General features: G+C 69.5%; 18 protein-coding genes. 3 read left to right on the forward strand and 15 right to left on the reverse strand.

Annotated features, from left to right (window positions below; all coding sequences use genetic code 11):
- Positions 1 to 27: 27 nt before the first annotated feature.
- From U3649_RS17445 to U3649_RS17470, 6 genes are all read right to left on the reverse strand, one after another.
- Positions 28 to 1,026 (reverse strand): AAA family ATPase, encoded by a 999-nt coding sequence (locus tag U3649_RS17445; RefSeq protein ID WP_407352557.1) that lies wholly within the window; start codon positions 1,024 to 1,026, stop codon positions 28 to 30.
- Between the two features lie 160 nt (positions 1,027 to 1,186).
- The gene (locus U3649_RS17450; RefSeq protein WP_407352558.1) at positions 1,187 to 3,127 is read right to left on the reverse strand and encodes a type IV pilus secretin PilQ; all 1,941 of its coding nucleotides are present in this window, start codon (positions 3,125 to 3,127) and stop codon (positions 1,187 to 1,189) included.
- Between the two features lie 14 nt (positions 3,128 to 3,141).
- Positions 3,142 to 3,675: a pilus assembly protein PilP gene (locus tag U3649_RS17455; protein WP_407352559.1), complete on the reverse strand. Its 534-nt coding sequence runs from the start codon at positions 3,673 to 3,675 to the stop codon at positions 3,142 to 3,144.
- A 7-nt stretch (positions 3,676 to 3,682) separates the two neighbouring features.
- Complete coding sequence (locus U3649_RS17460; protein ID WP_407352560.1) at positions 3,683 to 4,336, reverse strand: type 4a pilus biogenesis protein PilO; 654 nt, start codon at positions 4,334 to 4,336, stop codon at positions 3,683 to 3,685.
- A complete protein-coding gene (locus tag U3649_RS17465) occupies positions 4,333 to 4,989 on the reverse strand; it encodes a PilN domain-containing protein (protein ID WP_407352561.1) in 657 nt (218 codons plus the stop codon). The genes U3649_RS17460 and U3649_RS17465 overlap by 4 nt, the downstream gene beginning before the upstream one ends.
- Positions 4,989 to 6,047: a pilus assembly protein PilM gene (locus tag U3649_RS17470; protein ID WP_407352562.1), complete on the reverse strand. Its 1,059-nt coding sequence runs from the start codon at positions 6,045 to 6,047 to the stop codon at positions 4,989 to 4,991. The genes U3649_RS17465 and U3649_RS17470 overlap by 1 nt, the downstream gene beginning before the upstream one ends.
- A gap of 225 nt (positions 6,048 to 6,272) precedes the next feature.
- Between U3649_RS17470 and U3649_RS17475 the strand changes: the two genes are divergently transcribed.
- Together U3649_RS17475 and U3649_RS17480 are read left to right on the forward strand one after the other, a co-directional pair.
- Positions 6,273 to 8,783: a penicillin-binding protein 1A gene (locus U3649_RS17475; RefSeq protein ID WP_407352563.1), complete on the forward strand. Its 2,511-nt coding sequence runs from the start codon at positions 6,273 to 6,275 to the stop codon at positions 8,781 to 8,783.
- 137 nt (positions 8,784 to 8,920) lie between these two features.
- Complete coding sequence (locus U3649_RS17480; RefSeq protein ID WP_407352564.1) at positions 8,921 to 9,568, forward strand: hypothetical protein; 648 nt, start codon at positions 8,921 to 8,923, stop codon at positions 9,566 to 9,568.
- A 79-nt stretch (positions 9,569 to 9,647) separates the two neighbouring features.
- On the opposite strand, the gene U3649_RS17485 is transcribed toward U3649_RS17480, so the two are convergent.
- The 4 genes from U3649_RS17485 to U3649_RS17500 form a co-directional block, all read right to left on the reverse strand.
- Positions 9,648 to 10,937 (reverse strand): citrate synthase, encoded by a 1,290-nt coding sequence (locus tag U3649_RS17485; protein WP_407352565.1) that lies wholly within the window; start codon positions 10,935 to 10,937, stop codon positions 9,648 to 9,650.
- Between the two features lie 259 nt (positions 10,938 to 11,196).
- Positions 11,197 to 11,445, reverse strand: coding sequence for a type B 50S ribosomal protein L31 (locus U3649_RS17490; protein WP_149196250.1), 249 nt, complete (start codon positions 11,443 to 11,445; stop codon positions 11,197 to 11,199).
- 77 nt (positions 11,446 to 11,522) lie between these two features.
- Positions 11,523 to 12,458 carry a nucleoside hydrolase gene (locus U3649_RS17495; protein WP_407352566.1) on the reverse strand — a complete coding sequence of 312 codons (936 nt, stop codon included), beginning with the start codon at positions 12,456 to 12,458 and terminating at the stop codon, positions 11,523 to 11,525.
- 107 nt (positions 12,459 to 12,565) lie between these two features.
- Entirely contained in the window at positions 12,566 to 13,234 is a 669-nt protein-coding gene (locus U3649_RS17500; RefSeq protein WP_407352567.1) for a response regulator, read from the reverse strand.
- Positions 13,235 to 13,797: 563 nt separating this feature from the next.
- On the opposite strand from U3649_RS17500, the gene U3649_RS17505 reads away from it, so the two are divergent.
- Complete coding sequence (locus tag U3649_RS17505) at positions 13,798 to 14,205, forward strand: hypothetical protein (RefSeq protein WP_407352568.1); 408 nt, start codon at positions 13,798 to 13,800, stop codon at positions 14,203 to 14,205.
- On the opposite strand, the gene recG is transcribed toward U3649_RS17505, so the two are convergent.
- The 5 genes from recG to gmk all read right to left on the reverse strand — a co-directional run bounded on the left by recG (position 14,190) and on the right by gmk (position 20,556).
- Entirely contained in the window at positions 14,190 to 16,337 is a 2,148-nt protein-coding gene (gene recG, locus U3649_RS17510; protein ID WP_407352569.1) for an ATP-dependent DNA helicase RecG, read from the reverse strand. The two genes, U3649_RS17505 and recG, sit on opposite strands and share 16 nt — an antisense overlap.
- 92 nt (positions 16,338 to 16,429) lie before the next feature.
- Positions 16,430 to 16,813, reverse strand: coding sequence for a RidA family protein (locus U3649_RS17515; RefSeq protein WP_407352570.1), 384 nt, complete (start codon positions 16,811 to 16,813; stop codon positions 16,430 to 16,432).
- A 90-nt stretch (positions 16,814 to 16,903) separates the two neighbouring features.
- On the reverse strand, positions 16,904 to 19,084 hold the full coding sequence (locus U3649_RS17520; protein ID WP_407352571.1) for a RelA/SpoT family protein: 2,181 nt from the start codon (positions 19,082 to 19,084) through the stop codon (positions 16,904 to 16,906).
- 267 nt (positions 19,085 to 19,351) lie between these two features.
- Positions 19,352 to 19,654, reverse strand: a complete 303-nt coding sequence (gene rpoZ / locus U3649_RS17525; RefSeq protein ID WP_407352572.1) for a DNA-directed RNA polymerase subunit omega — start codon at positions 19,652 to 19,654, stop codon at positions 19,352 to 19,354.
- Positions 19,655 to 19,932: 278 nt separating this feature from the next.
- Positions 19,933 to 20,556 carry a guanylate kinase gene (gmk, locus tag U3649_RS17530; protein ID WP_407352573.1) on the reverse strand — a complete coding sequence of 208 codons (624 nt, stop codon included), beginning with the start codon at positions 20,554 to 20,556 and terminating at the stop codon, positions 19,933 to 19,935.
- Between the last annotated feature and the right edge of the window lie 32 nt (positions 20,557 to 20,588).

Below are 20,588 nucleotides of genomic sequence, written 5' to 3' on the forward strand. Positions count from 1 at the left end.
CGAATCACCAATCCCGAATCACCGCCTTCACGGCACCGGCACCTTCTCCAGCAGCTCCGCCACCAGCCGCTCGCCGTCCCAGCCTTCCGCCGTCGCCTCGTAGCTGGGCAGCACGCGGTGGCGCAGCACGTCGGGCGCGACCTCGCGCACGTCCTCGGGAGTGACGTAGTCGCGGCCGGCCAGCCAGGCGCGCGCCCGGGCACAGCGCTCCAGGGCGATGGACCCGCGCGGGCTGGCGCCCCAGGCGATCCGCCGCGCCAGCGCCGCGTCGTAGCGCGCGGCGTCGCGCGAGGCCAGCACCAGCTCGACCAGGTAGCGCTCCAGCTGCGGCGCCAGGTGCAGCTCGAGCACCGCCGCGCGCGCGGCGAAGACGTCGTCGAGCGGCAACTGCCTCGGAACCGCATCGGCCGCCTGCAAGGTGGCCCGGGCGCGCTCGCGCGCCAGCCGCAGGATCTCGGTTTCGGCGGACACGTCGGGATAGCCGATCCGCACGTACATCAGGAAGCGGTCGAGCTGCGCCTCGGGCAGCGGGAACGTGCCTTCCTGCTCGATCGGGTTCTGCGTCGCCATCACCAGGAACAGCGGCGGCAGCGGATACGTGTGCCGCCCCACCGTCACCTGGCGCTCGCCCATCGCCTCGAGCAGCGCCGACTGCACCTTCGCCGGCGCGCGGTTGATCTCGTCGGCCAGCAGCAGCGGATGGAAGATCGGCCCCGCCTGGAACTCGAAGCGGCCGTCCTGCGGGCGCCAGACCTCGGTGCCGGTCAGGTCCGCCGGCAGCAGGTCGGGCGTGAACTGGACGCGGGCGAAATCGGCCTCCAGGCGCGCCGCCAGCGCCCGGATCGCGCTGGTCTTGGCCAGCCCGGGAGCGCCTTCGACCAGCAGGTGGCCATCTGCCAGCAGCGCGATCAGCAGCCGCTCGATCAGCGCCTGCTGGCCGACGATCTCGGCGGACAGGTCGTCGCGCAGGGCGCGGAAGGCGTCGTGCAGGCGCGACGCCTCGTCGTTGCGGTCGGGAATATCCATGGGGTTGTGAACGACGACTCCGTGAACGGCGACGCGGTGCGCGTCAGGCGCAGTTTGACCGAAACCGGCCGTGGAGGTTCACGACCGCGGCCGCCGCGCTGCGCCGCCAAAACGACGGGGCCCGAAGGCCCCGTCGTCATGTCATTCCCGCTGAGTCCGCTCAACCGGCGCGCTGCGCCACCCGCAACACCTTCGGAGTGACGAAGATCAGCAGCTCGGCCTTGCTGTTGCTCTTGCTGCGGGTCTTGAACAGGTTGCCCAGGATCGGGATGTCGCCCAGGAAAGGCACCTTGGATAGCGCCTGCCGATCCTGAAATTCGTACACGCCGCCGATCACCACGGTCTGGCCATCGTCGACCAGTACCGCTGTAGTGATTTCGCGACGAGCCAGATTCGGTACTTGGCCGAAGCCCTCGATGCGCGTGAAGTCCTCGATCTCGTCCTTCTTGACCAGCATGTTCAAGAACACGCGGCCGTCTGCGGTGATGGTCGGGGTAACCGTCATCTCGAGCAGGGCCTCCTTGAACTGCACCGTCGGCACGTTGTTGCTCTGACCGCCGGTGACGGTGAGATAGCCGACTTCGCGACCCTGCTTGATCACCGCCTCCTTCTGGTTGCTGGTGACGATGCGCGGGTTGGAGATCACCTCGCCGCGCTGCTCACGCTGCAAGGCCTGGAGCTCGAGCTCCCAGTTGATGCTGTTACCGAGGATGGTAAACGCGATGGAACCGGGATTCAGGTCTCCGAGGCCGAAATTGGTATTGAACCGGTTGCTATCCCATTCCGGCACGACGTCAGGATCGGTCGCGCTCTCGATGACGTCATTGATGAAGTTGGCGTTCGAGTCCAACGAGCCGGATGAGACGAACCGGTCCTTAACAGCCTGCACGCCGAACCGCGCGCCCAGATCCCGCGCGAACGACTCGTTCGCGATCACGATCCGCGCCTCGATGACTACCTGGTCGACCGGCTTGTCCAGCATCGTCACCAGCCGCTTGATCTCGGCCACCCGCTGCGGGATGTCGATCGCCAGCAGGGTGTTGGTGCGGCGGTCGAAGCTCAGGCTGCCGCGCGAGGACAGGAAGCCGCGGTTGTTGCTGGAACCGCCGCCGCCGCCGCCCGAGCTGGTCTTGCTCTCGTCTGTCAGCAACGCCGCGATGTCCTCGGCGTTGCCGTAGCTGATCGGGATGTACTCGGTGACCATCTCCGCGCGTTCCTCGATCGCCAGGCGCGCATCCGCCTTGTCCTGTTCGAACTTGGCGATCTCCGATTGCGGCGCCACCCAGACGACGTTGCCGCTGCTGCGCTTGTCCAGCGACTTGGCCTGCAGCACGATGTCCAGCGCCTGGTCCCAGGGCACGTTGATCAGGCGCAGGGTGACGTTGCCCTGCACCGTGTCGGAGGCGACGATGTTGAGATTCGACTCCTCGGCGATCAGCTGCAGCACCGTGCGCACCGGCACGTCCTGGAAGTTGAACGTCACCGGCCGGCCGCTGTAGGCGCGCTCGCCCGGGGCCGTGGCCGAGGCCTGGCTGGCCGCGACCGCGGTGTTGGCCGCGCCGACCGCGCGCTGTGCCTGCGCCGCCCGCGGCACCAGCTCGACGATGTACTCGCGTCCGCTCTGGTAGGCCATGGGCTCGAACGCACCCTGTGCGCTGAGCACGATCCGGGTGCCGGCGCCGTTCTGCATCGCGTCGATGCGCTGCACCGGGGTGGCGAAGTCGGTGACGTTGAGCGGCTTCTGCAGCGACGCCGGCAGGTTGGCGTTGCCGACGTCGACCACCACGCTGCTGCCCTGGGTGCTCATGTCGGGCGCCGCGCCCTCGCCGTCGAAGCTCAGGATCAGCTTGCCGGAGCCGCCCTCGCCGCGCTTGAAGTCGATCTTGTCGACCGCGACCGCGCCGGGAACCTGCTTGGCGGGATCGGTGGCCGTGATCGGCGCCGCCTGGGCCATCGCGACATACGGCGCGATGGCGGCGGGCTGCGCGGCGTGCACGCCGGCGGTGGCGGCCAGCAGGCCCGCCACCAGTCCGAGCGCGGCGGTGCGGATCGGCAGGACGCGTCGCGTCGATTGCGGGCCTTGCGCGTTGCTAACGATCATCATCCTTCCCCTAATCAATTGTTTTCGAGCGCAACCGACGCCGGACGTTCCAGCCAGCCGCCCGCGCCATCCGGCACAAGTTCAACGAGTTCGATGCGATCCTCGGCGATCGAAGTGATGCGGCCGTCGCTCTGGCCCAGATAGTCGCCCACGCGGACGCGGTGTGTCACCTTGTCGGGCGCCATGACCAAACCGACCAGGCCACCACCCTGGCCGATGGTGCCGACCATGTCCAGGCTGTCGAGCGGGAATTCCTCCAGCGGCTGCTTGCGCCGGTCGGAGTCGGGGCGCGGCCCGCTGCCGCCCGCGTCCGAGGTGAAGGCGTCGCTGAAGGGATCGCGCAATCCCTGCGCCGCGTATTCGAAGGTCTCGAACTGCTGCATCACCGGCAACGGATCGAGCGGCGGCGCCGGTTGCGCACGCACGTCGGCCACCCACTCCTCGAGATTCGGCGCGTCACCGGGGCTGCTGGTGATGCCGCGGCCGCAACCGGCGAGCGCCAGCGCGACCGCCAGCGCGACCGTGCCGCGCATTGCATTCCGACTCATGCGCATGTCAGTTCCCCCCCCCGGCGCTGGCCGCTTCCTGCTCGGCCGTTTCCTCTTCGTCGAGGTAGCGGTAGGTCTTCACCGTGCCCGCCAGTTCCAAGTTGGCGCCCGGGCGGATCCCGCCGCCGCCGCGCGGCTGCAGCGAGATGTCGTGCATGGTCATGATCACCACGCGCGGCAGCGAGGCCACGCCGCTGACGAACGCGCCGAACTGGTGGTAGGAGCCCTGCATACGCAGCGCGATGGGCTTTTCGGCGTAGAACTCCTTGGGCGTCTCCGGGCCGGGCTGGAACAGCTCGTTCTGGATGCCGGTGGCGATCGCGGTCTGCGAGATGTCGACGATCAGGTCGGGCATCTCGGTGCGGCTGGGCAGCTGCCGCAGCATCTGCTGCAGCTGCTGCTCCATCTGCGCCAGCTGCTGCTTGAGCGGCTCGAGATTGGCGGCGCGGCCCTGCTTGGTCTCGAACTCGGCGCGCTTCTCCGTTTCCTGCCGCTCGAGCCCTTCGAGCTGGCTGAGCTTGTCGCGCACGAACAGCCACCACAGCAGGCCGAAGATCAGCAGGCCGAGCAGCACGCAGAAGCCGATCTTGTACTCGCGTGGCCACGCGCCGGCGTTGTTGAAGTCGAGCTCGCGCAGCGACACCTTGCGTTTCTGGCTCACGAGGCGGCTCCTTCTGCGGCTGCGGTGGTCTCGGCGGCTTCACCGGTCTCGCCGTCCACGCCGTCACCGGCGCCGTCCTCGCCCTCGGCCACCGCGTTGGGGCTGGCCAGGGTCACCGAAAGACGGAACTGGTAGGGAAGGCCGGGGTTGAACGCGGCGCCGTCCGCCGCCTTGGCCTCGATGATCGACAGGTCGGGACGGGTCATCCAGCCGGAGCCCTCCAGATTGCGCATGTAGGTGCTGACCCGTGCATTCGACTGCGCCCGGCCTTCCAGCGTCAGCTTCTGGCCCTCCTGCTTGAGCGTGGTCAGCATCACGCCGTCGGGAATCGTGCGGACCAGCGAATCGAACAGGTGCACCATCTGCGAGCGGCTGGCCTGCAGCTCCTCGATCACCTCCTTGCGCGCCAGCAGCCGGGCACGCTGGCGGTCGAGTTCGTCGATCTCCTTGATCTTCTCGTCGACCTGGGCGATCTGCTGGTCGAGGTAGGCGTTGCGCTCCTGCTGGCCCTCGATCTGGCCGTTGTAGTACGCGTTCACCAGGAACCACGCCGCCACGCCAACCACTGCGGCGAGGGCGAGCATGACGCCGAATTCCTTCTGTCGCTGCTTGCGGCGCTCGGCGCGCCACGGCAGCAGGTTGATCTTCGCCATCAGTCGAAGCTCCTCAGTGCGAGCCCGCAGGCGATCATCAGGGCCGGCGCGTCCTGCGCCAGCGCGTGCGCCTGCACCCGCGAACCGAGGGTCATCTGCGCCAGCGGATTGGCGACCACGGTCTGGACGCCCAGTTGCTCCTCCACCATCTCGGAAACGCCCGGGATCGAAGCGCAGCCGCCGGCGAGGACGATCTGGTCGACGCGGTTGAACTCGCTGCCGGCGTAGAAGAACTGCAGCAGGCGGCTGATCTGCTGCACCAGGGCTTCCTTGAAGGGCTCGAGCACCTCGATCTCGTAGCTGTCGGGCAGGCCCCCCTGGCGCTTGGCCAGGCCCGCCTCCTCGTAGCTGAGGCCGTAGCGGCGCATGACCTCGTCGGTCAGCTGCTTGCCGCCGAAGACCTGTTCGCGGCTGTAGATGCTGCGGCCGTTGCGCAGGATGTTGAGGGTGGTCATGGTGGCGCCGACGTCGACCAGCGCGACGATGCCGTCGTGCGGGGTGTTCAGCGTGCCGGCCAGCAGCGCATAGGCGTTCTCGATGGCGAAGGCCTCGACGTCCATGATCCGCGCGGACAGGCCGCCGAGTTCCAGGGCGGAAGCCCGCATCTCCACGTTCTCCGAGCGCGACGCGGCCAGCAGCACCTGTGCCATCTCGGTGTTGCCCGGCATCGGGCCGAGCACCTCGAAGTCGAGATTCACTTCCTCGATCGGGTACGGGATGTAGTTCACCGCCTCCAGCTCGACCGCGGACTCCATCTCCTCCTCGTCCAGGTCGGCCGGCATCGGGATCACCTTGGTGATGACCGCCGAACCGGCGACCGCGGCGGCGGCATGCTTGGCCTTGCTGCCCGAGCGCGACATCGCGCGGCGGATGGCCTCGCCGACTGCCTCGACCTCGACGATGTTCTTCTCGACCACCGCGTTGGGCGGCAGCGGCTCGACGGCGTAGTGCTCGACCCGGTAGCGCTCGCCCGAGCGCGACAGCTGCAGAAGCTTGACCGCTGTCGAACTGATGTCGACGCCTACGAGCGGCGACTGGCTTTTTGTGATTAGCCCCACGATTTTCCCCTTTGTCACGGGCGCTTAGACGCGCAACGTGCCCCGGCGCATTAAATAACGGACTTTTCACCCCTTGGCAACCGCCGACATGCCGGAACCGTGCGGCAGTGCGCTGTTCGCCCCTCCGACTGAACGCCGGATCGCCGGCGCCCGGGCCAAGGGCCGCTCTCCTCTATACTCCGCGACCACGACAATTGTGACGCACTCCAGCCGGAACCCCCACCCATGCCCCCATTCCGACGCCTGTTGCGCTGGCTCCTGATCGTGGTCCTGGGTCTGGGCCTGCTGGGAGCGCTGGCCGCCGGCACCCTCTATTTCGTGGTCTCGGCGCGCCTGCCGGACGTGCAGAGCCTGCGCACCGTCGAACTGCAGGAGCCGATGTACGTCTATGCCCGCGACGGGCGCCTGATGGCCCTGTTCGGCGAGATCCGGCGCTACCCCGTCCAGATCGAGGAGGTCCCGGAGGCGGTGAAGCAGGCCTTCATCGCCATCGAGGACAACCGCTTCTACGAGCACCACGGCGTCGACTACCGCGGCGTGGCCCGGGCGATCTGGCTGCTGGCCACCACCGACGACCGCCGCGTGCCGGGCGGCTCCACCATCACCCAGCAGGTGGCGCGCCAGTTCTTCCTCAGCTCCGAGTACAGCTACACCCGCAAGCTGGCCGAGATGCTGCTGGCGATGAAGATGGAGCGGGAGCTGACCAAGGACGAGATCTTCGAGCTGTACCTGAACCGGAGCTTCTTCGGCAACAGGGCCTACGGCATAGCCGCGGCGGCGGAGTTCTACTACGGCAAGTCGCTCGACCAGCTGGACCTGGACGAGGTCGCCACCCTGGCGTCGATCCCCAAGTTCCCCTCCAGCGGCAACCCGGTCACCAATCCCGAGCGCGCGCGCATCCGCCGCGACTACGTGCTGCAGCGGATGCGCGAGCTCGGCTTCATCGACACCGCCCAGGAGCGCGCCGGCCAGGCGGCGGACATGCACGCCAAGCCGCACGAGCGTCCGGTCGAGGTCTACGCGCCGTTCGTGGCGGAGATGGTGCGGCAGGAGATGATCGCCCGCTACGGCGGCGACGTGCTGACCAAGGGCTATCACGTCGTCACCACCATCGACCCGACCTTCCAGGCCGCCGCCGACCAGGCGGTGCGCGACGGGCTCCTCGTCTACGACCGTCGCCATGGCTGGAACGGGGCCGAGCAGACGTTCGAGCTGGCCGCCGACGAGGACGCCGCCACCGCCGCGACCCGCCTGCGCGGAATCCCGGCGCAGTCCGGCATGCTGCCGGCGATCGTGCTGCGCAGCGGCGGCGGCACCGTCGACGCCGTGCTGGGCGACGGCAGCACGATCACGCTGGACGCCGCGGCCAGCCGCTGGACCAACCGCGCGCCCTCGGCGCTGGCCGAGCGCGGCGACCTGATCCGCGTTCGCCGCGTCGTCGAGACCCGCGCCGCCTCCGAAGACGGCGGCGCCGACGCGGCCGAACCGGCGGTCAGCTACCGGCTCGAGCAGCTGCCGCGCGCGCAGTCCGCACTGGTATCGCTGGAGTACGACACCGGCGCCCTGCGCGCCCTCGTCGGCGGCTTCAGCTTTGCCGGACAGAAGTTCAACCGTGCCGTCCAGGCGCGGCGCCAGCCCGGTTCCAGCTTCAAGCCGTTCATCTATGCCGCCGCGTTCGAGCGCGGCTTCAACCCGGCCTCGATCGTGCTCGACGCGCCGGTGGTGTTCCGCATGCGCCGCGGCCAGGACTGGCGCCCGCAGAACGACGACGGCAGGTTCGCCGGCCCGATGCGGCTGCGCGAGGCGCTGGTGCGCTCGCGCAACCTGGTGTCGGTGCGCCTGCTCGACGCGATCGGCGTGGACTATGCCCGCCGCTACATCAGCCACTTCGGCTTCGACGAGGCCGAGTTGCCGCCGAACCTGTCGATCTCGCTCGGCACGCCATCGCTGACGCCGCTGGACATCGCCCGCGGCTACGCCGTCTTCGCCAACGGCGGCTTCCGCGTCACGCCGTGGTTCATCGACGAGGTCCGCGACCGCGACGGCGAGGTGATCTTCAAGGAGACCCCGGCCGTCGCCTGTCGCGGCTGCGGCACGGACGGCACCCCTGGGCGGCAGGCGTCGCGATCGCACATCGTCGACGGCTTCGACCTGGGCCCGGCCGCGCCGGCCGCACCCGCGCCGGAACCGGAGCGGGACCGGCCCGAGGACGACCCCGACCAGATCGTGATCGATCTGGAGCTGGAGCAGGCCCCGCGCGCGATCGACGAACGCGTCGCCTGGCAGCTGGTGTCGATGATGCGCGACGTGGTCCGCCGCGGCACCGGCGCCGCCGCGCGCGTGCTCGAGCGCGAGGACGTGGGCGGCAAGACCGGCTCGACCAACGACCACCGCGACGCCTGGTTCTCCGGCTTCGGCGGCAACCTCGCGACCACGGTCTGGGTCGGCCGCGACGACAACCGCTCGCTCGGCTATCGCGAGTACGGCGGCCGCGCCGCGCTGCCGATCTGGATCGACTACATGCGGGTGGCGCTCGACGGCCAGCCAATGATGCCGCACGATCCGCCCGAGGGCCTGGTCGAGGTCTCGGTGAGCGCCAGCGGCCGGCTGCTGCCGGGCGGCTCGGGCGGCATCACCGAGTACGTCAAGGTCGAGGACCTGGAGCGCATGGCCAGCGAGATGGACGACGGCTACGACGACTCGATCCCGAGCGAGGAAGCGTTCGATATCTTTTGAGGGCCGGGATTGGGGATTCGGGAGTCGGGATTCGCAAAAGCGCTTTCGGTCGCCGGCTCCCAGCGCCATTCACCGGTCCGGATGACCGTTCCCGGCCCCTGCGCTACAGTCCGCACAGGCCTCGACCGGGAATTGCCATGCACCGCGCCCGCCAGCATGCCGAAACCCGCACCCGCGAACGCCGCCGCCGGCTCGCCCACGAGGCGGCGAGGATGATGGTCGAAGGCGGCATCCGCGACTTCCACCAGGCCAAGCTCAAGGCCGCCGACCGGCTCGGCATCCACGACGACGCCTCGCTGCCGCGCAACCGCGAGATCGAGGACGCGCTGCGCGAGTACCAGCGGCTGTTCCTCGGCGAGGCCCAGGCCGATGCACTGCACACCCGGCGCGAAGCCGCGCTGCGCGCGCTCGAGTTCTTCGCGCCGTTCGACGCGCGCCTGGTCGGCCCGGTGCTCGACGGCACCGCCGATGCCAACTCGCCGGTGGCGCTGCAGCTCTACAGCGACGATCCCGATGCCGTGCCGCGCTTTCTCGAGGAGCACGACGTGCCGGCCGATGCGCGCAGCCGGCGGCTGCGGCTCGACCGCGTCCGTAGCGACGACTTCCCGGTGTGGCTGTTCAGCGCCGAAGGCCTGACCTTCGACCTCACCGTGCTGCCGCGGCTCGCGCTGCGGCAGGCGCCGCTGTCCAGCATCGACGAGAAGCCGATGGCCCGCGCATCCGCGGCGCAGCTGCGGCAACTGCTGACGGAAGAGGAGATCGCCGGCCACCAGGGACGCGACTGACCGCACCAGCGAAAACGCCCCGCGCGAGGCGGGGCGTTGTTCGCGGTCCGGACCATCGCACGGCGGCCGGGTCGTCCAGCTAGCGGCGATCGACCGCCACGTAGTCCCGGGTATCGGCGCCGGTGTAGATCTGCCGCGGACGGCCGATCTTGGCTTCCGGATCGGTCTGCTGCTCCAGCCAGTGCGCCACCCAGCCGGCGGTCCGCGCGATCGCGAACATCACCGTGAACATCTCGGTCGGGATCTTCAATGCCTTGTAGATGAGGCCGCTGTAGAAGTCGACGTTCGGATACAGCTTGCGCTGCACGAAATAGTCGTCCTTGAGCGCCGCCTCCTCCAGCTTCAACGCCACCTCGAGCAGCGGATCGTTGACGCCGAGCTCGCCCAGCACCTTGTGGGTCATCTCGCGGATGATCTTGGCGCGCGGGTCGAAGTTCTTGTACACGCGGTGGCCGAAGCCCATCAGGCGGAAGCCGGACTCCTTGTCCTTGGCCCTGGCGACCGCGCTTTCCACCTTGTCCGGCGTGCCGATCTCCTCGAGCATCTTCAGCACCGCCTCGTTGGCGCCGCCGTGCGCCGGCCCCCACAGCGCGGCGATCCCGGCGGAGACGCAGGCATAAGGATTGGCGCCGGTGGAGCCGACCAGGCGCACGGTCGAGGTCGAGGCGTTCTGCTCATGGTCGGCATGCAGGATGAACAACAGATCCAGCGCCTTGGCCACCACCGGGTTCATCTCCAGCGGTTCGCTAGGCACCTCGAACATCAGGTGCAGGAAGCGCGAGACGTAGTCGAGATTGTTGCGCGGATAGCGGATCGGCCAACCGATCGAATAGCGGTAGGCGGCCGCCGCGATCGTCGGCACCTTGGCGATCAGGCGGACCGCGGCCATGCGCCGCTGTTCGGGATCGTTGAGGTCCAGGGTGTCGTGATAGAACGCCGACAGGGAGGCGACCGAGCCGCACAGCATCGCCATCGGATGCGCGTCGTGGCGGAAGCCGTTGAGGAAGCTCTTCAGGGCCTCGTGCATCATCGTGTGATGCGTGACTTCGTGGTTGAAGGCCTCGAACTGCTTCGCGTCCGGCAGTTCGCCGTTGATCAGCAGGTAGGCGACCTCGAGGAAGCTGGACTTCTCGGCCAGCTGGTCGATCGGATAGCCGCGGTACAGCAGCACGCCGGCGTCGCCGTCGATATAGGTGATCGCGGACTTGCACGACGCCGTGGCGGTGAAACCGGAGTCGTAGGTGAAGCAGCCGGTTTCTTTCGGCAGCCTGGCGATATCGATGCAGGGGTTGCCGAGCGTTCCGGTGAGCACCGGCAGCGTGACCGACGTGTCGCCGGCGCCCAGCGTGACCTGGTCAAGATCCGACACAGCACACTCCTTTCAGGATCGGCATCGTCCACGGCGCTGGGCCACGACGATGCGGGTGAATCGTGGGAGAAGCCGCGGCGCGGCCGCGGGAGACCGGATTATCGCACAAGGCGGCTCGCGCCCTGGCCGTCACCACGCCCGCCAACGACGACGGCCGCCCGAAGGCGGCCGTTCAGATATCACGCGTAGGAGCGCACCGCAGGGGCGCGACGGAAGTGCCCAGCGACGATGGTGATGGTCGCGCCCCTGCGGTGCGCGCCTACTTCGCGTAGCGCTTGCGGAACTTGTCGACGCGGCCGCTGGTGTCCATGATCTTGTTCTGGCCGGTGTAGAACGGGTGCGAGGCCGACGAGACTTCGATCTTGATCAGCGGGTACTCGTTGCCGTCCTCCCACTTCACCGTCTCCTTGGCGGAGCTGGCGAGGGTGGAACGAGTGAGGAACCTGAAATCGGAAGTCACGTCTTGGAACACGACTTCGCGGTAGTCGGGGTGGATCTCGGCCTTCATGGCGGCACCGGAAATTGCGGGAAGCCGATCATTATAGCCGCCGCCTCGACCCCCTGCAATGGGCCGTCCCGGCGCGCTCAGCCCGCTGCCAGCGCGGCCCGGATCAGGCCCTGGAATCGCGCCTGGTCGTAGCGCATCAGGATCCGGGCATTGTCCGGGGCGCCCTCCTGCCGCAGCCAATCGACCACGGTGGCGCCGCGGGTATGGCGACCCTCCAACTCCACGACCACCGGGCGCTCCACGGTCTCCATGGCGCCGTCCGGCTCGAGCGCCCACGCCATCGCCAGCGCGTCGGCGGAATGCCACAGGTCGCCGCGGCGGTCGGCCGACCACAGCCGGGTCTGCCGGGAAATCGCCTCGTAGAAGCGCGCCCGCGGCGACTCCGCCTGCAGCCAGCGCTCGGCCTCGACGTGCGGGAACCCGTGCGCGATCACCGCCTCCCAGTCGGCCAGGTCGAAACGCGGGAAGCCTTCGAAGACGATCCGCGCCGCCTCGGGATCGAAGGCGATGTTGAATTCCGCGGCCGGGGTGATGTTGCCGTGCGCGGTGACCGCCCCGCCCATCACCACCAGGCGGTCGACGCGCTGCGGCAGGCTCGGGTCGAGCTTCAGGGCCAGCGCCAGGTTGGTCAGCGGCCCCAGCGCCACCAGCAGCAGGCGGCCGGCGTGGGCGTGCGACAGGCGCAGGATCGCCAGCGCGGCGTGTTCGGACTCGGCCCGCCGCCGGGACGGCGCGTAGCCGATGTCGCCGAAGCCGTCGCGGCCGTGCACGTAGGCCGCGTCGCGTGCCGGGTGCAGCAACGGCGCCGCCGTGCCCGCGTACACAGGGACGTCGACATCGCAGACTTCCGCCAGCTTGAGCGCGTTGGCCACGGTGTGCTGGAGACCGACGTTGCCGGCGGCCACGGTCAGGCCGACCACCCGGTGCGCCGGATCATTGAAGGCGGTCAACAGCGCGAGGGCGTCGTCGACGCCGGGATCGGTATCGATGAGCAGGGGGGTGCGGTCATCCATGCGCCATTATGGCTCAGGAGCGAGGAACGAGTATTCCGGTTGACCCGTCGCGGGCTGCGGCGGTCCTTCTCCACTCTTTCCTCGTTCCTCTTCACTCGTTCCTCGATTCAGGGCGCCAGACCATGTTCGCGCGCATACGCGTAGAGCTGGCTGTGATTGTCCACGCCGAGCTTGCGCATCGCGTCGTTCTTCTGCCGGCTGATGGTCTTGACGCTGCGCGACAGCCGCTCGGCGATCGCGGTCACCGTCAGTCCGTGCACGAACAGCCGCACCACCTCCGCTTCGTGCGGCGACAGCCTTACCGCCCCCTCCACCTGCGCGTCGGCGTGCAGGCGATTGCGCAGCTCCTGGCTGATGTATCGACGCCCGCCGACCACGCTCTGCACCGCCCGCTGCAACTCCTCGATCGGCGACACCTTGTCCACCAATCCATGGATGCCGGCGTCGAGCATCGCCTGCAACAGCGCGGGATTCTCGATCATGGTCAGCACGATGATGCGCAGCGACGGCCACTGCCGCCGCAGCGCCTGCAACAGCGGGATGCCATCGCACCCCCGCTGGTTGCTCGCCGGCATCGAGAAATCGGTGATCACGACGTCGCAACCCGGGCCGTGCGCCAGCAACGCCAGCAAGGCCCGACCATCCCTGGCTTCGGCGACGATCTCCACTTCGATCGCGGATCTCTCCAGTTGCGCCCGCACGCCTGCGAGCACGACGGGATGATCGTCGGCGAGGCAGACCCTCAACGCTTTAAGCATGCTCCCCCCGTCACGCACAGCCTCCCCGTGACTGCGCCAGTAGACTAATACGCGACATGCACGTGCCGCGGCAAGGCACTGTCGGTGACGGCAATCACAGCGGCATCGTTTCGATGCACGCGATGCTGAATCTCTGCCGCGGTGTCCTTCGACCCGCTGGGCGGCGCCTGGCCGAAATCGCAAGCGCGTCCGGGCATTGTCTTTTCGATCGGGGCCGTCCTAGGCGCCACCGCTCGTCACTCGCGCGCTGCCGCGCGTCCGGATACCGATGCGAACTGTGATGGCCATCGCGGAGCCGCGCGGAGAAACTGCATACACCGGATATGCGCCACAGATCGGAACCGTGGCCGGTACAGGGACGACCGAATGATTCACCTTGGCAGCCACCGCCGGCGCTCCGCCGCGATCGCAACGCGATCGGCCTCCGGAGCCATGTCCTTCAGCCCGTCACCACCCACCGGAGCCGCACCGGGTCGCCGCGCGAGCCGGCTCGTGATCGTTGGCACCGGTCGAGCGGGATGTCCGCCGGCGCGTGCCTACACCGGACCGTCGCGATGGCCAGGTATCCGGATCCGCGCTTGATGCTCGATCTCTTCGGCACCCGGCGAGCGGCCGCGGCTGCGGTCGCGCTGCTGGTGGACGTGACCCGCGCCGATCTCGCCGAACTCCGGCGCTGCCTGCGGCTGGACGAGCGCGCCGCTGCCGCGGATCGGCTGCATCGCATGCTCGGCGGCCTCGCCGCCCTGGGTCGATCGCCGCTGATCGACGACGGCCGGGCATTGCTGGCGGCACTGCGCGCCAACGATGGCGATGCGGGCTACGCGGCGGTCCTGGGCTTCGCCGCCAAGCTCGATGCGCTGCTCGAACGCCTGGGCGCCAGCCCCGCCGGAGAAGCGGTTGCGGCGACCGACGTCATCGAAGAGCGCAGGTGCAAAGCCGCCCCGCCGCGGCGGCGCCGGCCGGCGGCCCCGGATCACGCCACCGCGTAGCGCGCGGCGCCACCGATCCAGCGCTCGATCAGGCGGTCGGCGACCGCGGGCGCCTCGAGCAGCAGGCGATCGCCGATGCCGTGCACCGCCGGCAGCAGATCGGCGTCGCGCGCAAGATCGGCCACGCGGAATGCGGCCAACCCGGTCTGCCGGGTCCCGAGCAGTTCGCCCGGGCCGCGCAACTCGAGGTCCTTCTCCGCGATCACGAAGCCGTCGTTGGTCTCGCGCATCGTCGCCAGGCGCTGCCGCGCCGTCTGCGACAGCGGCGGCTGGTACAGCAGCACGCAGCTGGACTCGGCGCTGCCGCGCCCGACCCGACCACGCAACTGGTGCAGCTGCGACAGGCCGAGGCGCTCGGCGTTCTCGACGATCATCAACGACGCGTTCGGCACGTCGACGCCGACTTCGATCACCGTGGTCGCCACCAGCAGATCGATGTCGCCGCCCTTGAAACGGCGCATCGTCTGCTGCTTGTCGGCGGCCTTCATCCGCCCGTGCGCCAGGCCGATGCGCAGTTCCGGCAGCGCCGCGCAGAGCGCCTCGAACGTGGCCTGCGCCGCTTGCGCCACGATCTCGGCGCGCGCCCTGCTGCCGCCCGCGCCCTCGCCCGGCTTGGCGTTGTCCTCCTCGATCAGGGTGCAGACCCAGTACGCCTGGCGCCCTTCGGCGCAGGCGCCGCGAATGCGCTCGATCAGCTCCGGCCGCCGCTGCGCGCTCAGCACCACCGTGCGCACCGGCGTCCTCCCCGGCGGCAGCTCGTCGATCGCGGAGACGTCGAGATCGGCATAGGCGGTCATCGCCAGCGTGCGCGGGATCGGCGTGGCGGTCATCACCAGTTGATGCGGCACGCGTCCGCCTCCGGCGCCCTTGTCGCGCAGCGCGAGGCGTTGGTGCACGCCGAACCGGTGCTGCTCGTCGACGATCACCAGCCCGAGATCGCGGAACGCCACGCCTTCCTGCATCAACGCATGCGTGCCGACGACGACCTGCAGCGTGCCGTCCGCGATGGCGGCCAGCGCCTGCGCGCGCGCCTTGCCCGCCACCTTGCCCGCCAGCCATCCGACCCGCACGCCGAGCGGTTCCAGCCAGGCGCGGAAGCTCGCCAGGTGCTGCTCGGCCAGCAGCTCGGTCGGCGCCATCAGCGCCACCTGCGCGCCGGACTCGACCGCCAGCAGCGCCGCCAGCGCGGCGACGACGGTCTTGCCGCTGCCGACGTCGCCCTGCACCAGCCGCAGCATCGGCACCGGCTGGCGCAGGTCGCGGGCGAGCTGGTCGAAAACGCGCCGCTGCGCCGCGGTCAGCGCGAACGGCAGCGCGGCGCACAGGCGGTCGGCCAGGGCCCCGGCGGCGGCGAACGCCGGCGCGGCGTGGCGCTGCAGCGCGATGCGCTGGCGCCGCAGGCTGAGGTGGTGGGCAAGCAGTTCCTCCAGCACCAGCCGCCGCTGCGCCGGATGCGTCCCGGCCAGCAACGCAGCGACGTCGGCGTCGGGCGGCGGATGGTGGGCGGTCAGCAAGGCGGTGCGCAGCGAAGGCAGGCGCCGCTCGCGCAGGATCGCCCGCGGCAGCAGTTCCAGGGCGTCGTCGCCCGGCAGCCTTTCCAGCGCCTGCCGGATCAGGCGCCGCATGGTCGCCGCGCCGACGCCCTCGACCTGCGGATAGACCGGGTCGAGGCGCTCGCCGAGTCCCGGCTGCTCCTCGTCGTCCAGCAGGCGATAGCTCGGGTGCACCATCTCCAGGCCGTGCTGGCCCGGGCGCGGCGTGCCGTAGCAGCGGACCCGGGCGCCGACCCGGAACTGCGCGACCTGCGCCGCGCGAAAATGGAAGAACCGCAGCACCAGCGTCGCCCGCGAATCGTCGCCGAGCGCGACCCGCAGCGACGGCCGGTAGCGAAAGCCGCGCTCGACCGCTTCCACCACGCCCTCCACCTGGACCGGCACGCCGGGCTGCAGGCCGCGGATCGGCGCGAGCCGGGTGCGGTCCTCGTACTGCCGCGGCAGCTGCAGCCACAGGTCCTGCAGCGTCAGCAGCCCGCGCGCGGCCAGCTTTTCCGCGGTCCGCGCGCCGACGCCGGCCAGCGATGAAATCGGCATGCGCGCGGGATCGTCGGCGGATTCGGGAGGGTTGGCCGGCATCGTTCAAGCATGCCGCGAGCGCGGGCGAAGGCAAGCCCCGCGGGTGCCGATCAACGAGGTCGGCATGGCGATCGCGTCGCTGCGCCCCGGGTTCAGCGCAGCACCATCACCGCATCGACCTCGAACGCCGCACCGCGCGGCAGCGCCGATACCTCGATGGTGGACCGCGCCGGATACGGTTCCCTGAAGACTTCCCCCATGATCGCGTTGACGACGGAAAACTCCCCCAGATCGGTGAGGTACAGCCCGACCCGCACCACGTCGTCGAGCGAACCGCCGGCGGCGGCGCAGACCGCCTCGAGATTCGCGAACGCGCGCCGCGCCTGCGCCTCGATGCCGCCGGTGACCAGTTCGCCGCTGTCGGGATCGAGCGCGATCTGCCCGGACAGGAACACGGTGTCGCCGGCGCGCGCGGCCTGCGAATACGGCCCGATGGCGGCGGGCGCGCGGTCGGTGCTGACGGGAGTACGGGGCATGGCGGTGCTCCTGGGAACGAGGATGGTTGCGAGCGATGGATTGTAGCGGCGACCGCGCCACTGCATCTCCCCAATCCCGAATCCCGGCCTTTAAAGCCGCTGCACCCCGTGCACCACGCCCAGGCGCCGGCACCGGCGGATCACGTCGGCCAGGTGCTTGCGGTTGCGGACCTCGATCGAGAACCGGATCGCGGCGATGTTGCTGTCGCGCTCGAGGTAGTCCACGCCGTCGATGTTCGACTCCGCCTGCGCGATCGCGGCCGCCACCTGGGCGAGCACGCCCGGGCGGTTCTCCACCTCGATCCGCAGCGCCACGTTGTAGTCGCCCGCGACCTCGCGGTCCCAGCCGATCGAGACCCAGCGCTCGGGCGACTTGCGGTAGTCGGCGACGTTCGGGCACTCCATGCGGTGCACCACGATGCCCTTGCCGGCGGTGTGATAGCCCATGATCTCGTCGCCGGGAATCGGCATGCAGCAGTTGGCGAAGGTGATCACGCCGCGCTCGTTGCCGGTGATCAGGATCCGCTCGCCGGCCCGCGACGGATCGCCGGCGTCGCGGCCGCCCTCCGCGCCCGATCCGACGCCGTGCCGCGCCAGCGACTGCGCCACCTGCGCCGGCATCCGGTTGCCGAGGGCGATGTCGGCGAGCAGTTCTTCCAGGCGCCGGTAGCGGTATTCGCCGAGGAAGGCGTCGAGCCGCTCCGGCGGCAGCCGCTCCAGCGAGCTGCCGATGTCTTCCAGCGACCGGTCGAGCATGCGGTGGCCGAGCTGCACCGCATCCTCGTGCTCGAGGTGCTTGAGCTGCTGGCGGATCGCGGTGCGCGCCTTGCTGGTGACCACGAACTCCAGCCACTGCGGTTTCGGCGCCGCCGACTTCGCGGTGATCGCCTCGGCCTGCTGCCCGCTGGCCAGCTTGGTGCGCAGCGGCACCAGCTTGCGGTCCACGCGCGCGGCCACCGCGTGGTTGCCGACGTCGGTATGCACCGCGTAGGCGAAATCGAGCGCGGTGGCGTTGCGCGGCAGCGCCAGGATGTCGCCCTTGGGCGTGAACAGGTAGACCTCGTCCGGGAACAGGTCGACCTTGACGTTCTCCAGGAACTCGAGCGACGAGCCGGTCGAGCGCTGCGACTCCAGCAGGTTCGACAGCCACGAGTGCGCCCGCGTCTGCGCGCTGGTCGGGCTGCCGCCGTGCTTGTAGGCCCAGTGCGCGGCGATGCCGCGCTCGGCGATCAGGTCCATTTCCTCGGTGCGGATCTGCACCTCGATCGGCGAGCCGTACGGCCCGAACAGCACGGTGTGCAGCGACTGGTAGCCGTTGGCCTTGGGGATGGCGATGAAGTCGCGGAAACGCCCGTCCAGCGGCTTGTACACCGAATGCGCCACGCCCAGCGCGTGATAGCACTCGGCCACCGAGCGCACGATGATGCGGAAGCCGAACACGTCCATCACCTGGTCGAAGGTCTTGCCCTCGTGCTGCATCTTGTTGTAGATGCTCCAGGGCGATTTCACCCGCCCGACCAGGCGGTACTGCAGTCCCTCGTTGGTCAGCCGCTGCGCCAGCTGCGCCTCGATCTTGGCCAGCGCCTCGCGCCGCACCAGCGGCTGCGCGCGGATCCGCTTCTGCAGCACCGCGTGCCGCATCGGGCGCAGCGCGCGGAACCCGAGGTCCTGCAGCTCGGCCTTGATCAGGTTCATGCCCAGCCGCTGCGCGATCGGCGCGTAGACCTCCAGCGTCTCGCGGGCGATGCGCTCGCGCGCTTCCGGCGTCTGCGCGCCGAGCGTACGCATGTTGTGCAGGCGATCGCCGAGCTTGATCAGGATCACGCGCAGGTCGCGCGCCATCGCCAGCATCATCTTGCGGAAGCTCTCGGCGGCCGCCTCCTGGCGGCTGCCGAAATGCAGCTTGTCCAGCTTGGTGACGCCCTCGACCAGCTCGGCCACCGCCTCGCCGAACTCGCCCGCCAGCGCCTCGCGCGTCAGCGGCGTGTCCTCGATGGTGTCGTGCAGGATCGCCGCGACCAGGGTTTCCAGGTCGACCTTCTGCTCGGCCAGCACCCGCGCGACCGCCACCGGGTGGGTGATGTACGGCTCGCCCGACTTGCGGGTCTGCCCGGCGTGCGCGGCCGCCCCGACGGCCCAGGCCCGGCGCAATGTCCGGCGCTGCTCGGCGGGCAGGTAATCCGCGGCCTGCTCCAGCGCGAGCATGTACTCGGGCACCGCGTCGTCTGCGGGCACGGGACCGTGCGGCTTGGCGGTTTCGGCGGGGCTCATGGTGGGAGCCTAAAGCGAAGGCCGGGAATGGGGAATAGGGAATAGAGGAATCGTGAATGCGGCAGATGCCACGCCGGCTTCGGTCCGTCGCGCCGCGTCACGCCAGGCCGGTAGCGGGGATCGCAAGCGCACCCCATGCGGAGCGCAAAAAGCAACGGCCCCGCTGAGCGGGGCCGTTGCAGATGCACGCGGTGGCGGGCGAGGTGGGAAGAGTCCAGGCAGGATCGCTTCTCCTATTCCCGACTCCCCATTCCCGAATCCCGGCTCTTAAAGATCGTCGCCCTTGGACAGGTCGTCGTCGGCGACCACCTCGGCGGCGGCCCATTCCAGCGCCTCGCGCTCCTTGCGCTCGCGCTCGGCCTTGTCGACGGCCTCGATGTAGTCGTTGTCGATGCTGCGCGCGGCGATCTCGCGCAGCGCCAGCACGGTCGGCTTGTCGTCGTGCTCGCCGTTGTCGAGCTGCGGCTCGACGCCGTTGGCCAGCTGGCGGGCGCGCTTGGCGGCCATCATGACCAGTTCGAAACGGTTGTCGACCACGTCCAGGCAGTCTTCCACGGTGATGCGGGCCATACGGAACTCCCGGCGACCGGCAGGTCGCGCGAATCGTTGATGAAGAGGACCGGAAACTATAGCTAAACGCCTACCTCCGCGCAAGTCAGATCTTTATGAATCAATACGTTACCGCAGCATCCGCGTAGAACCGGGCCTCCGGACGCCCTGCCCGGCTTGCCGCCGGCCCGCGCAGCGTGGGGCGTCCGCCCGAGGCGCGAGGCATGGCCTCGCAAACGCGTCGTGCTCACCCGTGGCCGCGCGTTCGCCGACGCAGCAGATGCCGGGAGGGCATCCGCTCAGCGCTTCGGCTCACCCAGCAGCGCCTCGATCAAGGCCGCGTGCCGCTCGGCCTGCTGCGGCCGCCGCAGGCGGCTGGCGGTGAAGATCGCGCACATCTCGTCGACCGCCGTGTCGAAGTCCTCGTTGACGATCACGTAATCGAACTCGTCGTGGTGCGACATTTCCTCGCGTGCCGCCGCCAGGCGCTGGCGCATGACGTCCTCGCTGTCCTGGCCGCGCTTGCGCATGCGTTCCTCCAGCGCCGCGCGCGACGGCGGCAGGATGAAGATGCTGACCGCGTCGGGCACCCGTTCCCGCACCTGGCGCGCGCCCTGCCAGTCGATCTCCAGCAGCACGTCGCGGCCGGCCGCCAGTTGCGGTTCGACCGACTGCCTCGCCGTGCCCTTCCAGTCGCCGTGCACCTGCGCGTACTCGAAGAAGTCCCCCGCCGCGATCATGCGTCGGAACGCGTCGGCGTCGATGAAGTGGTAATGCTCGGCATGCCGCTCGCCCGGGCGCGGCGGCCGCGAGGTGAACGAGATCGACAGGCAGATGCCGCGGTCGCGCGCCAGGCAGGCGTTGACGATGCTCGACTTGCCGGCCCCGGAAGGCGCCGCGACGATGTAGAGTGTTCCGCGCATGGGAGCCGTGATTGGTGATTGGTGATTCGTGA

It is taken from the genome of Luteimonas sp. R10, assembly GCF_045689605.1.
Taxonomy (GTDB): Bacteria; Pseudomonadota; Gammaproteobacteria; order Xanthomonadales; family Xanthomonadaceae; genus Luteimonas.

What these genes read in the sequence shown, in the direction of transcription:
- U3649_RS17445 (WP_407352557.1), bottom strand. Translation starts at nt 1,026, where the DNA reads ATGGATATTCCCGACCGCAACGACGAGGCGTCGCGCCTGCACGACGCC.
- U3649_RS17450 (WP_407352558.1), bottom strand. Translation starts at nt 3,127, where the DNA reads ATGATCGTTAGCAACGCGCAAGGCCCGCAATCGACGCGACGCGTCCTG.
- U3649_RS17455 (WP_407352559.1), bottom strand. Translation starts at nt 3,675, where the DNA reads ATGAGTCGGAATGCAATGCGCGGCACGGTCGCGCTGGCGGTCGCGCTG.
- U3649_RS17465 (WP_407352561.1), bottom strand. Translation starts at nt 4,989, where the DNA reads ATGGCGAAGATCAACCTGCTGCCGTGGCGCGCCGAGCGCCGCAAGCAG.
- U3649_RS17475 (WP_407352563.1), top strand. Translation starts at nt 6,273, where the DNA reads ATGCCCCCATTCCGACGCCTGTTGCGCTGGCTCCTGATCGTGGTCCTG.
- U3649_RS17480 (WP_407352564.1), top strand. Translation starts at nt 8,921, where the DNA reads ATGCACCGCGCCCGCCAGCATGCCGAAACCCGCACCCGCGAACGCCGC.
- U3649_RS17490 (WP_149196250.1), bottom strand. Translation starts at nt 11,445, where the DNA reads ATGAAGGCCGAGATCCACCCCGACTACCGCGAAGTCGTGTTCCAAGAC.
- U3649_RS17495 (WP_407352566.1), bottom strand. Translation starts at nt 12,458, where the DNA reads ATGGATGACCGCACCCCCCTGCTCATCGATACCGATCCCGGCGTCGAC.
- U3649_RS17505 (WP_407352568.1), top strand. Translation starts at nt 13,798, where the DNA reads ATGCTCGATCTCTTCGGCACCCGGCGAGCGGCCGCGGCTGCGGTCGCG.
- recG (WP_407352569.1), bottom strand. Translation starts at nt 16,337, where the DNA reads ATGCCGGCCAACCCTCCCGAATCCGCCGACGATCCCGCGCGCATGCCG.
- U3649_RS17515 (WP_407352570.1), bottom strand. Translation starts at nt 16,813, where the DNA reads ATGCCCCGTACTCCCGTCAGCACCGACCGCGCGCCCGCCGCCATCGGG.
- U3649_RS17520 (WP_407352571.1), bottom strand. Translation starts at nt 19,084, where the DNA reads ATGAGCCCCGCCGAAACCGCCAAGCCGCACGGTCCCGTGCCCGCAGAC.
- rpoZ (WP_407352572.1), bottom strand. Translation starts at nt 19,654, where the DNA reads ATGGCCCGCATCACCGTGGAAGACTGCCTGGACGTGGTCGACAACCGT.
- gmk (WP_407352573.1), bottom strand. Translation starts at nt 20,556, where the DNA reads ATGCGCGGAACACTCTACATCGTCGCGGCGCCTTCCGGGGCCGGCAAG.